This window comes from Sphaerochaeta sp., assembly GCA_022482495.1.
Taxonomy (GTDB): Bacteria; Spirochaetota; Spirochaetia; order Sphaerochaetales; family Sphaerochaetaceae; genus RUG023.
Genome location: JAKVPA010000003.1, coordinates 257,247 through 272,904 on the forward strand (window position 1 = coordinate 257,247; position 15,658 = coordinate 272,904).

General features: G+C 42.4%; 7 protein-coding genes. 4 read left to right on the top strand and 3 right to left on the bottom strand.

Annotation, left to right across the window (positions count from 1 at the left end):
• The first annotated feature begins 1 nt into the window (after position 1).
• The 4 genes from pglX to brxL are packed head-to-tail and all read left to right on the top strand — an operon-like array spanning position 2 to position 9,691.
• A complete protein-coding gene (pglX, locus tag LKE28_05350) occupies positions 2-3,559 on the top strand; it encodes a BREX-1 system adenine-specific DNA-methyltransferase PglX (protein ID MCH3907670.1) in 3,558 nt (1,185 codons plus the stop codon).
• Between the two features lie 7 nt (positions 3,560-3,566).
• Positions 3,567-5,090 (top strand): putative DNA binding domain-containing protein, encoded by a 1,524-nt coding sequence (locus LKE28_05355; GenBank protein ID MCH3907671.1) that lies wholly within the window; start codon positions 3,567-3,569, stop codon positions 5,088-5,090.
• Between the two features lies 1 nt (position 5,091).
• Positions 5,092-7,596, top strand: coding sequence for a BREX-1 system phosphatase PglZ type A (gene pglZ / locus LKE28_05360; protein MCH3907672.1), 2,505 nt, complete (start codon positions 5,092-5,094; stop codon positions 7,594-7,596).
• A gap of 10 nt (positions 7,597-7,606) precedes the next feature.
• Positions 7,607-9,691 (top strand): BREX system Lon protease-like protein BrxL, encoded by a 2,085-nt coding sequence (brxL, locus tag LKE28_05365; GenBank protein ID MCH3907673.1) that lies wholly within the window; start codon positions 7,607-7,609, stop codon positions 9,689-9,691.
• Between the two features lie 21 nt (positions 9,692-9,712).
• Here the strand turns inward: brxL and LKE28_05370 are convergent, their stop codons facing one another.
• The 3 genes from LKE28_05370 to LKE28_05380 all read right to left on the bottom strand — a co-directional run bounded on the left by LKE28_05370 (position 9,713) and on the right by LKE28_05380 (position 14,180).
• The gene (locus LKE28_05370; GenBank protein MCH3907674.1) at positions 9,713-11,242 is read right to left on the bottom strand and encodes an AAA family ATPase; all 1,530 of its coding nucleotides are present in this window, start codon (positions 11,240-11,242) and stop codon (positions 9,713-9,715) included.
• Positions 11,230-12,981 carry an ATP-binding protein gene (locus tag LKE28_05375; GenBank protein ID MCH3907675.1) on the bottom strand — a complete coding sequence of 584 codons (1,752 nt, stop codon included), beginning with the start codon at positions 12,979-12,981 and terminating at the stop codon, positions 11,230-11,232. The genes LKE28_05370 and LKE28_05375 overlap by 13 nt, the downstream gene beginning before the upstream one ends.
• Positions 12,982-13,334: 353 nt before the next feature.
• On the bottom strand, positions 13,335-14,180 hold the full coding sequence (locus LKE28_05380) for a transposase (GenBank protein ID MCH3907676.1): 846 nt from the start codon (positions 14,178-14,180) through the stop codon (positions 13,335-13,337).
• Positions 14,181-15,658: the final 1,478 nt, after the last annotated feature.

Genomic DNA, 15,658 nt, shown 5'->3' on the forward strand with positions numbered 1-15,658 from the left:
TATGAAAGGAAGCGCACTTGAACGATTTGCACAGGAAGCAAGAATACAGCTACAGAAAGAAGTAAGAGCCAGACTCAATCTGATTCAGAAAGGTGATGCCTCAATCGACCTCATCGAGAACAGGAATGCAGTGAATGCACTTAACAAGCATCTTGAGGAACTCAAAGGTGATGAAGAAGCTCTTGTTGAGGAAGTCGCATACACATGGTTCAACAGAATCTCTGCTCTCCGATTCATGGATGCATCCGGTTACAATGCCACGCTGATAGTCTCCCCGTCAGAAGGAAAGACACTACCTGAAATTCTTTCTGAGGCACTTTCTGGAATCATTGATGAAGATGTTGTCACAAGCATAAAAGATAGGGAAAGAATCCGTGGTCTTGTTGACGGCTCAATTACATCAAAGAATCCACAGGCCGAAATCTACCGTATCCTTCTTGTCGCTTCATGCAATCATCTCAACAACAGCCTTCCTCTTCTCTTTGAGAAGATTGAGGACTATACAGACCTCCTTCTTCCAGATGATCTTCTCTCATCAGAGTCCATAATCACAAAGACGGTGAATGCCATCAGCGAGGAAGACACCGCATCCGTCGAGATCATCGGCTGGCTCTATCAGTACTACATTTCAGAAAAGAAGGATGAGGCCTTCGCTTCATTCAAGAAAGGAAAGAAGGCTGGCAAGGATGAAATTCCGGCTGCAACCCAGCTCTTCACTCCAGAGTGGATTGTCCGATATCTTGTTGAGAATTCTCTTGGACGACTATGGATGCTCAATCATCCTGAATCAAATCTCAAGAGTAGGATGAAGTATTTTATAGAACCAACCGACAAGGAAACGGACTTCATCAGACTCTCAAGTCCAGAAGAGATCAAAGTACTCGATCCATGCTGCGGATCCGGACATATGCTCACATATGCATTCGATCTTCTTTTTGACATCTACGCCGAGTGTGGATACACGGACAATGATGCTGTAAAGCACATCATCGAAGACAACCTCTATGGCATTGAAATTGATAAACGTGCTGGGCAGCTTGCTTACTTTGCCCTCATGATGAAAGCCCGTGAGAGAAGCAGAAGAATACTGAGAAAAGGAATTGAACCCAACATTTGCATTCTCCAGAAAGTCGAATTTGACAAAGAAGAGCTTCCAAACGTCATAAACCTCTTTGAAAATCCATCTCTGACAATCATGGATCTGATGAACGATTTCAAAGATGCAGACATCCTCGGATCTCTCATCACTCCATCGATATCGAACATAGCTGCACTGAAAGCAACACTCAGGAAAGATCTGGAATCCGGAGACATGCTTTCAGATGAATACACCCTCGCAAAAAGGGTAAAGGCAGTATTGGATCAGGCTGAGTATCTGGCAGGGAAATACAGCATTGTAATCACAAACCCACCGTACCTTGCCCCTTCTTCATCAGATCCGATACTTCAGAACTTCGCTAAAGGCCAGTACCCAAACAGCAAAACAGATACCGGTACGATGTTCATTGAACGCAACTTCAAATTCATCCCTAAGAATGGCTATGTTGCAATGATTACCTTGCATAGCTGGATGTTCCTTTCAAGTTTTGAAAAACTGAGAGATGAAGTCATTAACAACAGATCAATCCTTTCTATGATTCATATTGGAGCAAGGGGCTTTGATACAATCGGTGGCGAGGTAGTTTCCACAACTGCGTATGTCCTCTCTGGGGAGAATGGGACCACAGGGGTTAAGGGGCAGTATGTCCGTCTTGTTGATGGCCAATCTGAAGCGGAAAAATCCAATTCACTATCCGTTGCAATCTCAAATCATGATTGTGGATATTACTTTGAAGTATCAGCAGATCAGTTTGAGAAGATTCCAGGAAGTCCGATTGCTTACTGGGCATCTCCGCGTGTAAGAGAAATCTATTCTTCATCTGTATCAGCTGGAACAATTGCCGAATTCAAACATGGAATGAGTACTGGTAAAAATGAAGCAGTTGTCAGGTTCTGGCCTGAGGTCATATTCTCTGACATCGCATTCAATTCTACCTCACATGAAAGTTTCTATTTTTCTGGAAAAAAATTTGTTCCATATAATAAAGGAGGAGAATATAGGAAATGGTATGGTAATCAAGAGTATATCCTAGGATATGATAAAAAATACGATGCTCTGATGGATTCTTTCTCAGGTCATAGGCATGACAATAAAGATACATATTTCAAAGAAAATATTTCTTGGTCCAAGATTTCCAGTGGAGATTTGGCAATGAGATTTTTTCCACATGGTTTTGTCTATGATGTTGCAGGCTGTTCCGCATTTACTACTCATGTATATATCAAATATCTACTTGCTTTCTTTAATCTAAAGGTTAAAGATTTACTTGTTTCTGCATTATCTCCGACATTAAACTTTGAGGTTGGGCAACTAAGGAATGCTCCAATTATCATAAAAGAATCATCGATTGAAAATGTTTCAAAACAAGTAGATAAGAGTATTTCAATCTCTAAAGCTGACTGGGACTCCTTCGAAACCTCTTGGGATTTCTCCATTCATCCTTTGCTTGATAAGAACATCATTGAGACTGATGGCTTCGCATTTGATGATGATCTGGAGCTTCAGGAATATCTTGGAGATGATGAGTATACCAAGATTTTCAAGAATGGAATTGATGGTTCAAGGACTGCATGGAGCCCCATTGAGTTTGCATATCTCCGTTATAAGGACTGGGCTAACAAGGCATTCTTTCACCTAAAGAAGAATGAGGAAGAGCTGAACAGAATCTTCATCGATATCTATGGTCTTCAGGATGAGCTTACTCCGGAAGAAGATGATTCGATGGTGTCAGTGCATAGGATCTTTGATTCAAAGGCAGAGATTCCAGAGTCAATGAAGAAAGGACAGTATGCACTTACCAAGGAAGATGTCATCAAGTCATTCATCTCCTATGTGGTCGGCTGCATGTTTGGACGCTATGATGCTTCACGCCTAGGGCTTGCATTTGCAGGTGGTGATTTTGATATCTCCTCATACTCTGAATTTGTTCCAGATGCAGATAACGTCATTCCTGTTCTTGGAGACTCCTGGTTCAAGAACGATGCTGAGACTTATTTCATCAAGTTTGTTGAGAAAGTATTCGGACATGACAGTCTCAATGAAAATCTCAAGTTCATTGAGAATGCTCTTGGGAAATCAATCAGGGAATACTTCTATAAGGACTTCTACAAGGATCATCTGAAGACTTATCAGAAGAGGCCGATCTACTGGATGTTCTCATCTCCAAAGGGATATTTCCAGGCATTGGTATACATGCACCGTTATAATGAGAATACAGCAAATATCGTGCTGGATTACCTGAGAAAGTTCAGAGAAAAGATTCAGTTCCAGATAAAACTGGCAGACGAGGCGGGTGAGACCAAGAAGAAGGTCGAATATGAGAATATAGACAAGGATCTCAATGATTATGAGGTGAATATCCTTTTTCCTCTTGCAATCAAGCATCTTACATTCGATCTTGATGATGGAGTGAAGGTGAATTATCAGAAGCTCGGGAATGCTCTGAAACCAATCAAGTGAGGTGAGGATGGAAGATTTCGAATTGCAGAACATAGAATACAAAGTCATCTGGAAGAAGGAGTTTCTTGATGAGATTTGTGGAATGGCCAACGCTTCCGGTGGGAAGATATATATCGGCAAAGATGACGATGGCAACACTGTGGATCTTGGAGTCAATGAGACCAGAAGATTGCTTGAAACAATTCCTAACAGCATAGTCCAGGCTCTGAACTACTCTAATGTCTCTGTTGATGCAAAAAGAGATGACAATGGCCTCTATATCGAGATTATAGTTCACAAATCAGACTCTCCTGTCTTCTATCAGGGAAGCATGTACAAGCGTATCGGGACTGCCAATTTCAAAGTGGAAGGAACTCAGCAGCAGAATGCTTTGATTGAAGTCAGGAACAGGACATGGGATTCATCTGTTGTAGACAATGTCTCGATTGATGACCTCGATGAAGAGAGTTTCCAGATCTTCAGGGAAGAGGCTGTTGCATCTGGCCGCATAAGCGGCAAAGCCCTTGAAAGCAGAGAGAAGATTCTTGAAGAGCTTGAGCTTATCAAAGATGGAAAGCTTACCGTTGCTGCTGTTCTCCTGTTCCATAGAAAACCATCAAAAGTGGTACCAGGCGCATCCATACTTATTGGCAAGATGAGAAATGATGCGGATGTAGTGAGCAGTGATGAGATAAAAGGATCTCTGATGATGCTCAGCAGAAGCATCCTTGATATCCTGAAGGTGAAATATCTTTATGCACTCATATCCTACGACATGCCTACAAGGATTGAGACATATCCATACCCGTTTGATGCACTTAGAGAAGCAGTTTTCAACTCTTTAATGCATAACGACTGGTCATCTGGCCAGTCCATTCTGATTAAGGTTTATGATCATTCGCTCAGCATACTCAACAGGGCTATTGTTGATGAGGACTGGACTGTAGAACACCATAAATCTAGGCATATCAATCCGCTCATATCAAATGCATTCAATAAAGCCGGACTTGTTGAAAAATTCGGAACAGGAATCACCAAGATGATTGATTCATGCAAGGACGCTGGAAATCCTGAACCATTGTTTGAGACAGCTTCCACTGGCCTTGATTTCTGCGTGACATTCCAGGCTTCCAAACTATACAAGGCAATCGAAAAATATAGGGCATTGAATAGCGACTCTGTTGTTGACTACCGAAAGGTACTTGCCCAGATGGATAAACTGACAGAGGAAAGTCCTGTTGGCAGTATAAATGATACTGATGGCAGTTTAAATGGCAGAATAAATGAAGCTGATGGCAGATTAACCAGATTCTTGGCAAATAAGAAAACTGCAGAGACTTCAGAAGAAGATTCTGTATATTTCAGGAAGGTACGGATTCTTTCGGAACTGAAAGGAAAACCTCAAAGCACAATTGAACAATTGGTATCAGTATTGGCTATTCCAGAAAGAACAATCTACAGGGATATTGAGTGGTTGAGAGAAAACGGCTATCTGGAACGTCTTGGCTCAAAGAAATCTGGTTCATGGCATGTAATCAAGGAGCTTGAATAAGATGAATGATACCTTGTTAAGCAATCTCGCAAAGCAATTTGAATCACATAGGGTCGTTTTCTGGTATGATCCATCTTCAGAGTTCTCAGATCAGCTTGATCTGATGCCGGATGATGTTACGCTCATCAGAGCTTCGGAATACAATGACTTTGCAATCAAGTACAGACTCCTGACAGAAGAGCCAGAGAAGAAGTTCTTGGTCTACTATGAGAAGGATGAGCCTGAGTATGAGGACAACTGGCTTCTCGATATCCAGCTTGCAAACACGGTGTTCAGAACGGACAAGGAATCCATTATCCTCTCAGATCTGGATTTGCCGCATGCTTTCATAGGAACTCTAAGAAAGCATCTTCCGTTCTTCGACAACAAGAAACTTGTGAAGAAGCTTGATTCATTGGTAAGCCCGGATATGAGTGAGGATGCCTTTGAACATCTGCTTCTTGCGATTACAGCTGGAGAAGACTCCTTCAATCTCCAGATGATCATCGATTCCCTTGTTGCTGACTATGCTGATGACGGAGATCTTTATGAGACGGTAAAGGAATACGGGCTTGATTCACTCTTATGGAATGATATTGCTACTCTCTACGGCTATTCGAAGGAAAATCCGGGTATAGAAGATTTCTATCTTTCGGTATACGAGACATCACTTCAGCACTTTCTTGGTTCTGCAACAGCACTCCAGGCGGATGCATATGGTCTACTGAAACACTGGAAGGATTCGGCAAAATTCAAAGATTCCGGACTATATAAAACACTCTCAGATAAAGCAGCTGAGGAACTTTCTGCGCCTAAGCATCTGGCTGATATCTCCATCGAGTCTCTCTCTGCCTTTGATGATTATGCCTTCGTCGAAGAAGAGATCATCGCAAGGCTTACAGCAAGTGCACTGAATCAGACAATGGGATTAGAAGCAATCAGGCAGATTGCAGAGAGAAGGAGAAGTTCATTCTGGTACTCAGAGTACAGCTCAGCTTATCAGAGCATAGTGCTGGCAAAGACGATGCTGGATGCTGTGAAGAACATCTCATTCACAATGGACAGCCCTGATGCCGGAATCAGCAAGTATGTTAAAGAATGGTCTCATATAGACAATGCATACAGAAACTTCAAGATCCAAGTCCATGGATGCCTGAACATCAATTCAGACATGGAGGCACTTTCAGATAAAGTCGAAGCATCTTATGTGACCAATTTCCTCATTCCTCTTGGAGAGAAGTGGACACCGTTTGCAAAGGAAATGCTTGAGAAAGGCTGGCGGACAGAGGGAGGAATCCAGCGACAAGGAATCTTCTATCACTATAACATCAAGAATCTACAGTTAAGGGGAAACAAGGCTGTTGTCCTCATTTCTGATGCAATGCGTTATGAAATTGGCGAAGAGCTTGTAAGCGAAATAAATTCCCAGCAAAGATACAAGGCAGCAATCCAGCCTCTGCTTGCATCAGCGCCGACATACACTCAGCTTGGCATGGCATCTCTGCTTCCGCATGAGACGCTTATGATCTCTCCCGATGGAAGCGCAGTCTATGCGGATGGTGTAAGCACACAGGGGATTGTGAATAGGGAAAAGATCCTGAAGAATGCATCAGATGGTAAGGCCGTGGCATTGGATTCAGATGATGTCCTCAAGATGAAGAGCGATGATCTCAGGACTGTCATCAAGGACAACTCTGTAATCTATGTCTACCATGACCTCATTGACCGTGAGGGAGAGGACAATCTTTTCAAGGCATCTCATGAGGCAATTGATGAGCTTAAAAACATCATCAGAAAACTTGGATCTTCCAATGCGAATACAATCTATGTCACAGCAGATCACGGCTTCCTGTTCCAGGAGAGTGACCTTGAGTCTCATCAGTACATCTCTGACGGATCTGTCAGAGGAAAGGATGTCCATCAGGTCAGTGGAAGACGTTGTGCAATAGGCTACGACCTTGTGCCCTCTGATTCCCTTATGATTGCAAAGCTGAAGGATATAGGACTCTCTAACGAGGATGACCTCGAAGTTGCATTCCCCAATTCAATTCTCAGGATGAGAGTGCAGGGAGCGAACACGAACTTCGTACATGGAGGACTCTCTCTTCAGGAGATCATCATCCCTCTCATCAAAGTCGATAAGGCCCGCAAGGACGACATAACAGATGTCTCAATCGAGATACTCACGAATCTGAAGACAATCACCACAGGAAGTGTCGCTGTGACGTTCTTCCAGGAGGATTATGTCTCAGACAAGGTTCAGGGCTATGAAGCCACATTCGGCTTCTATTCTCAGGACGGTACTGCAATCTCTGATATCGAGAAGAGGACAATTGCAAGTGAGGCGATAGATCCGAAGAAGAGGGAATTCCAGATTGTGTTCTACCTGAACAAGGAATCTGAGAAATACAACAGACGGCCAGTGTTCCTGAGAATACAGAAGATCCTTCCATCCGGCAGGACTCTGATGATTGCTGAAAAGGAATGCATTCTCTCACGCTCGATTAGTTCGGATTTTGATTTCTAGGAGGTAACAGGTGAAAGAGTTTGATCAGAAGATACATGATGCCTTTCCTGGTCTTGTAGTGAGAAAAGACCTGGTGAAGGAAGTGAAGGGAAATGCGATTGTCCCTTCCTACGTGCTTGAATACCTCCTCGGGCAGTACTGTGCTACAGATGATCAGGAAACAGTCAAAGCCGGGATTGAGAGTGTCAAATCAATCCTCGCAGCACACTATGTGCATCGAAATGAGGCAAACAAGATCAGAGCTGAGATAAGCGAGCGTGGACAGAAGAAAGTCATCGACATGATCTCTGTCACATTCAATGAGAAGAAGGACACATACGAAGCGTCTTTCTCCAACCTTGGAATCTCTAAGGTGCTTGTTGATTCCGACACCATCAAGAAACATCAGAAATTGCTTGTGAATGGTGTATGGTGTATTGCTACCGTGAGCTATCAGCTGGATGAGGAATCAAAGGACTCTTCTCCCTGGCATATTGAGAATCTGAAGCCAATACAGCTCTCAAACTTCGACTTCGACATGTTCCTTGCTGGCAGAAAACAATTCACTTCCGAGGAGTGGATCGATGTTCTTATGCAGTCAATTGGATTCAATCCAGAGATGTTTTCAAAGCGCCTCAAACTTCTGCACCTACTCCGCCTTGTGCCATTTGTAGAGAGAAACTACAACCTCATAGAGCTCGGCCCGAAAGGAACTGGAAAGAGCCACATCTATTCTGAGATGTCTCCATATGGAATGCTGCTTTCCGGTGGAGAAGTCACTGTTGCAAAGCTCTTTGTGAACAACAACCGCAATCAGCTTGGACTTGTCGGATTCTGGGATGTCGTTGCATTCGATGAATTCGCAGGACAGGCGAAGAAGGTTGATAAAGCCTTAGTTGATATCATGAAGAACTACATGGCCAACAAATCTTTCTCTCGTGGTATCGAAACGATGCACGCTGAAGCTTCAATGGTCTTTGTCGGCAATACAAAGCATACAGTACCATATATGCTGAAGAACTCGGATCTCTTTGAAGAGCTTCCAAGTGCATACCATGATTCAGCTTTCATCGACCGTATCCATGCTTTCGTTCCTGGATGGGAGTTTGACAGCATTCGCTTTGACATGTTCTCGGATGGTTATGGATTCATAGTTGATTACCTTGCGGAGATGCTCCGCTATATGCGTAACCGTGATTACTCGAACATTTATCAGGACTACTTTACGCTCTCTTCTGATATCACGACAAGAGATAAGGATGGCATTAACAAGACATTCTCCGGACTGATGAAGCTTATCTATCCTAACGGCGAAGCTACAAAGGAAGAGGCAAAAGAGATTCTGGAATTTGCAATTGAACAGAGAAAGAGAGTCAAGGATCAGCTTGTTCGCATAGATGCGACATTCTATGACACTGAGTTCAGTTACCTTGACAATTCTTCAAAAGAGAAGATTCAGATTCTTGCCCGGGAGGAGAAGGAGTTCCCGGAGCTTTACAAGAAGCAGGCAAGCGAGGCAAGCCCTGAAGAAAAGAGAAAGCCAGAGAAACAACAAGCTGAGGATACACAAACCATTCCGGACTCTCTTAAATCCAATGCCAAGATACTGGGGCCTTTGTTTCCTTCTCCAAAAGCAGGCAACTTCCGCTACGAAGAAGATCAGAGCGGAGTATCCTACGAGAAGCTCTTTGGAGAATATCTTGAAGGAGCTACTCGGATTGAGATTCAGGATCCATACATCATCAAGCCTTATCAGACAAGAAATCTGATGGAGTTCCTGGAAGTCGTATATCATCACAAGAAACCGGAAGATGAAGTGACTGTTTCTCTTCTTACAAAAGCTGACAGGGATTACTTTGAAGATCAGGATATGAGACTGTCGAGAATTAAAGACAGCGCAGCTCTCATCGGCATTGATTTCGAATACTCCTATGATGGCACTGATACGATTCATGATAGAAACATCATTTTGAATAATGGTTGGAAGATCATTCTCGGAAGAGGACTCGATATCTTCCAAGTATTCGACACAGATATGCTTTCATTTGCGTCTAAGGTACAGGAAATCAGGAAATGCAAGGCATTTGAAATTACGTATATTTTGCAGGGCATGTAAATGCTCTGCAAGAAAACATAGTCAAAAGATTTTGGGTTTCTTATATTCCTTTAACTTTATTTCCTTATTTGGTTCCCCTATGAAATATATTTTCTTTTTTGCTCGTGAGACAGCAACGTAAAAATTACGAACATCCCAATAATTAAGATTACCTTTGGATTTCCTTGCATAATATCTTCTATTGCTTTCATTGTTAGCATGACTTGCTAGGCGATCCATCTCCCCTGAAATATCAATAATTACAGCATCGAACTCCAATCCTTTGGATAATACTGTTCTTGTTGAAACTTTGTTTGGCAAAATCTCTTCAGTAAAAGTATAAAGGGAATTATACGCTTCCTCCAAAGAACAATCATTTATAATTGCGCATTCTAAAATATTGGTAAGTTGTTTATAAAATCCAAACCTTACACATGAAAATTCTTTATGAGTCTTAACCCATATAAGTATTTCCTTTATTTTGGAATATCTATTCTTTTGTTCAGATTCATTAGAAGAAATTTCTGCTAAATCCTTAAACAGCTGCAGTAAATCAGGATAATTATTTCTTTTCCACCCATCAAAATTTTGTTGTGCAATTTTTTCCTGCATAGTTGATAAGTGTTTATCAATATTTGAGAATACAATTTTGAAGATGTCAAACAATAGTGATAAATTTGTTACTTGAGCATCAAGTTCTTTGAGTTTCTCAGTCAGGATAGTATCATCTTTTTTTTCATGGTATCCATATCTACCACCAGTACGTCTGTTGAAGAACAGTTGGATATCTTCATTTCGAGCAATGAATGCTATAGTGTTTTCTTTGTCGGATAGTTCAGGTAACTTCTCGAAAATATCTTGTGGCGGTATGTAAGAAATATATTCAGTTGGCTCCGGAGCAATAATATTGCATCCAGATCCGTTGTGGTCTGCTTTGTAAAGCTCTTGTCGCAGATTCGAAATCCATTGTCCGAGTGCTGGATTTGTTTGCTTCCATCTCCAGGGTATTGTTAAGGAGGTATACTCGCAACTTTGAGATATGGTGTATAAATCACAAGGTGTTTCACTTTTATTTTGACCAAAATAGAATATCCCTTGTAGAGGATCACCTAATATAGTCATTGGAAGGATTTGCCCTAAAGTACCAATCAAAAGATCATGCTGCGATAGCGTGCAATCTTGGTATTCATCTACTATAACCTGTGAATATGCAATTTTGATTATATGTTGCATCCAGGGATAATTCAGTAGCCTAGAAGTCGAATTGTAGAGATTAGGATAATAGTGTGTACCTGGATATTGATATGGCAAACAATAGTGAAATCTTGCAGATTTAGGATAAGCTTTACACCAGTACATGCAGAATGACGCTATAGTAGCAATCTCGTACTTATTACTAGCAATAGAATATTTAGCAAGTCTATTCTTTATTGCTGCAACACCTGCTCTTGTGTGCGTGAGCAGAAGAACCTTTCTGGCGTCAGTACTTTCATCTACAATTTGGACAAGCCGTTCTGTCTTTCCATATCCAGCAGGAGCTTCAATATATGTGGCAGGTACTACTTGAGCCATTTAATTATCCCTGAAATTAGCTTTTCAAAAGTAGAATTCCCTGTTCCATTTTCATTGAAAGATTCAAACAAAAGAGGAAATAGAATTTCTGCACAGCGATAACTTTTAAATATTTTATTTTGATTTGCGAAATCCCCTAGCTTCGCTCTGTCATTCACCATAATCTCGATTTTCTTTTCCAAAGAATTTAGAATTTCTTGTTGAAATAGGTCATTGGATTGAAGATACGATGGCAAATTTCTGATAAAGGACTCTGGTGCATCATTGGCGATTTGATTTTCAATACAATTTCCATCATCCATTTGAAAAATAACAAAAGAAGAAAATATATCCTGTACTTCTTTTACTTTTTTTACATCGCATGGTTTATCAGAATCCATTACAACACATGTAGTATATCCAAGTCGAATAAGTAATGATGCAATCTTAGATGAATTACTTCCACCATTGCCGTCTATGTAGTCAACTCCATAACATGCGAGGCTTGAATTATTTCTGTTAAAGAAATAAGAGTCTATCGCTTTAATTAATTCAAATTCGGTATGGCCTTCGCAAATAATTATTTTCCTTCCTAGCAGACATTTATTAAAACGACGAAATGCTTTTTGTAAATCATCTGTATCACAAAGAGACCCAACAGAATACAATCGATCATCTTCTTCTGTGGTTTGTAGAATGAATACCTCATCGAACTTACAGGAATCCAATGTAATTGGCGAATGGGTAGTAAAAATTATTTGACCATTATCTTTAACTCTATCTCGTAACAAAGAAATCAGAGTTCTAATTCTGAACGGTTCTAAGGACGTTTCAATTTCATCGATAAGAACTAAGGTCTTATTTATTTTTGTTTCAAGGTTCAATGCTATTGAGGTGAGCCGTTGCGAACCAAGCCCTCTTGATGATAAAGACTTCTCTCCTTCAAAAACTAAAATAGAAGAATCTGCGTTCTTAAAGTCTAAATGATTAGATAACTCTCCGGAAAGTGAAACCCCATACTTATTAAGTATTTGAGGGATATTTGATAATGCCTCATCTAGCGGTTTTGACACATCCGCTTCTCCAATTGAGGCAGATTGTAATGCTTTTACAGATAAATGCTTTAAATCTGATTTCAGATCGGATCCAGAATAATATTTTCTTAAAACAGAGCCCTGTCCCCATGCAAGATCTTTTCTACAGTCAAGTCCTATAGACGAAACATTTAATACCTTTCTGTCAGATTGTCTAAAGAAAGTAGGTTCTTGCGCATCACTAACAATAGTCCATTCAGGATCAAATGAGCTAGATATTGTTAAACGTGCTCTCAAATATAAATGATTAGAATCTTCAGGCTCCCTGAATGTTTCAATTTCCTTCCAGGATCGACCTCCAATAACATCATCTGAAGAACTTTGCACTTTAGAATTTTCAGGAAATGTTCTTGGTCGTGGGGCTTCTTTTTTTCCTGGCTTGGTTAAATATCTGCCATACTTATCAGGGAGGAGGAAAGCTTCCGGGAAATCAGTGAATGTTGCTTCTATGGCTATACTATTCGTAATATCACATTTGTAAAAATCAGAAATAGAAACATTTAGAGCGTTTGTTGGATAAAATAACCATTCCACAGCTCTCAATAGACTTGATTTGCCACTATCGTTTTTCCCAATTATGCAAATCAGATTATTTGAGCTTGAAAAACTATGTGAAAAATGATCTATGCCTCGAAAATTATTTATACAGATATCGAGAATCCTCATTTTTTCTCCTTTGGTGTTTCTTAAATTATCGGAAAGAAAACATTACTTATCAATACGCTTTCAACTAATAGTAAGCCTTATTTACAATCTTCTTTCATGTTTTTTAAATCAACCTTGCAAATAGCAATATTACAGTGAGATGCAGTGGATAGTAAGCATAGAAAACTAATCCGGGAATCCTACCTTTTCCTTGTTCTTCCGCTTGGATTCTCAGTGCATAGATAACCGCAGAAGCCAGAAATACGGATATTGTCCCTGCAATATATTCCACTTGAGTTTCACCGTAGAGGATAGTTCTGAGAATGAAATATGAAGCAGGTATCAGAATTAGCTTTAGTTCCCTGTGAGAAATTCTACTTACAATCTGCCTTTTTCGGGATTTCATGAGGAACCGTGATATTGAACAGTTTGTAGGCCTCGTTCGCCTTTCTCGTCGCCTCCATGGTGAGGATGTTGTTGTCGAACACCTTGCACTTCTGGTTCCTGAGTGCGATCAGGATTCCCTGCGGTGTCATGGCCGTTTTCCTCACCTTCTCCTGGATGTGCTTCACGATGACCGATGCCGCGAAGGAAAGCAGGAGATGCCCCCTGAAGGTCTCTTCCGACTGCACGCGCAGCGGGAGCATCTTCGTGTTGTTCTTGCAGAGGTCGAACACCTGCTCGATCTGCTGCCTCATGTAGTAGATGGAAAGGATGTCCTCCTTCCTTATCGGCCTTGACGATATGAGCATGAAGATCCCCTGGCTCCCCATGCCGTCATGCACATCCTCGGGGGAGAGTTTCCTGCTTTTCGCCGATGCGAAGAGCTTTCCCGATTCCAGCGACTTCATCAGCATGTCCCTGCAGAGGTACACGTATGCGGCATGGGCGTCTTCCGACGGACGCTCGTCCGGCCCCAGGATCCTGTCCTCCGCGTTGGGGTTCAGGACTTCCACCTTCACCCTCTTGACGTAGACGTAGCGGGAGTTGTATTCGACGAGGTTCCCTTTCTCCTCCAGGTCATGGGACTCTCGTTCCGCCACCGTCTTGTATATCCTCCTGTTCTCCTTGAGCCTGGAGACGAACGACACCTTGCCGTCGTAAAGCTCCCTCATGTTCGTATCGGTGAGGTATCCGGCGTCCAGCGTCGCGAACTTTGTGTCTATGTTGTATGACTTCAGCTCCCTTATCGTCTTGGTGAGCGTGGAGACGTCGACCACGTTCCCGGGGACATAGCGGAAGAAGAGGGGGAGGTTCGTCCTTCTTCTGCACGACGTAGATGAGCCGCACCTCGTTGCTGATCTCCCCGTTGTGGTTGCTCACCGCGGTGAGGGGGAAATGGATGCTGTTGGGCAGCCCCGTGCTGTCGATGAGCACGTCCTCGCCATCCTTTCCTGCGTTCGCGACCAGCGGAAGATATTCCTTGAAGAATTCCCTGTACGACCATTCGTCGCCGATGGCGGAGAGGATGTCGCTTATCCTCTGGCTCTCGAGGTTGGCCTTCGGGAAAAGGATCCTCGCATAACTCCCGTCGTACCAGTCCTGGGCGTAACAGTTGGCGGACTGGCTGAGGATGTAGAACATGAGCATCGCACGGACGGAGTCGTTGTTGCCGTAGTCCATGGCGTCGGTCGCCTTGTAGAGTCCGAAACCGTCGATGACCTTGTCGATGAGGTAGGCGTCCCCGAAATCGAGTATCAGGCTCTCCCTGTGGTTCCGCCTCCTCACGCTCGGGATGTCGGCCGGGTCCGGCCTCCCGTATTCCCCCGTGGCCAGGTCATAGGTGAAGACGCCGCGCTCCCTGCTCTGGTAGATGTGCTTCTTCTCGTCGAGCACACGGCCCAGGCTCTTCTGTGTCGTCCTCACTTTTCCGCCAACCCGTTCGGAGACGCACAGCTTCGCATATCTGATCCCGCCCTTCACGTCATAGCCTATGTACATGGCGATCCTCCTGTAATTACATATTTAATATTCTAATTACATGATATGCTATATCCTTCCGGAGTGCAAGGGAAAAGGAGGGGGAAAGGGCAAATACCGACGAAAAAACCAACTCTGGCGGTTGTGTGCAAAGTTGGTCGTCTCTGTTTTGGTTGGTAGTTAGAATTTCTTACAGGGAATTATAGATTAGTGAGAGTTGTTCTTTCTGCTTCTTCTGGAGTACGTAGAAGATGATTGTAAACACCGGAGCAATAATGCTCCAGTCACAGATCAGTGATATCGGGAAGAACAGAGCTAAAGTGGCGAGCGCTGTCAGAAGTCCTTTTCTATCAAGTAAATAGATTATAGTTAAGCTTGCTAACAAAGTAAAAAGGACGTTCAATTGAAGTCCGAACAGCAGATAGAAAGAAATTTCTGATATCAAAGCCCAGAGGAGAAGTCTCTCGGCATACTTCAGGACTGATCTGGTATAGCGTAGCCCTTGGGTAATGAAGAAGCACATTATCACGATTGTGAAATTCCCGAAGAACTGACATATGTTGTAAATATCACTTCCTTCAGGAAGACTGTTGATGCATGATCTGCAGTCATTGTTATGATTGCAAGAATCTTCAGGAAGTCTCTTGCTTTGTTGTACTGTGGTTTATCAATACTCATACGTAGTAATCACCATAGATGGCGACGCAGCTGTCCCAGTAGTCTTTGCCGAAGTATCTGATAATCCTTTTCTTGATATATCTGCTTCTGCTTCTTGTTC

Excerpts from the sequence above, each read along its gene's own strand:
- pglX (MCH3907670.1), top strand. The coding sequence starts at position 2 with ATGAAAGGAAGCGCACTTGAACGATTTGCACAGGAAGCAAGAATACAG.
- LKE28_05355 (MCH3907671.1), top strand. The coding sequence starts at position 3,567 with ATGGAAGATTTCGAATTGCAGAACATAGAATACAAAGTCATCTGGAAG.
- pglZ (MCH3907672.1), top strand. The coding sequence starts at position 5,092 with ATGAATGATACCTTGTTAAGCAATCTCGCAAAGCAATTTGAATCACAT.
- LKE28_05370 (MCH3907674.1), bottom strand. The coding sequence starts at position 11,242 with ATGGCTCAAGTAGTACCTGCCACATATATTGAAGCTCCTGCTGGATAT.
- LKE28_05375 (MCH3907675.1), bottom strand. The coding sequence starts at position 12,981 with ATGAGGATTCTCGATATCTGTATAAATAATTTTCGAGGCATAGATCAT.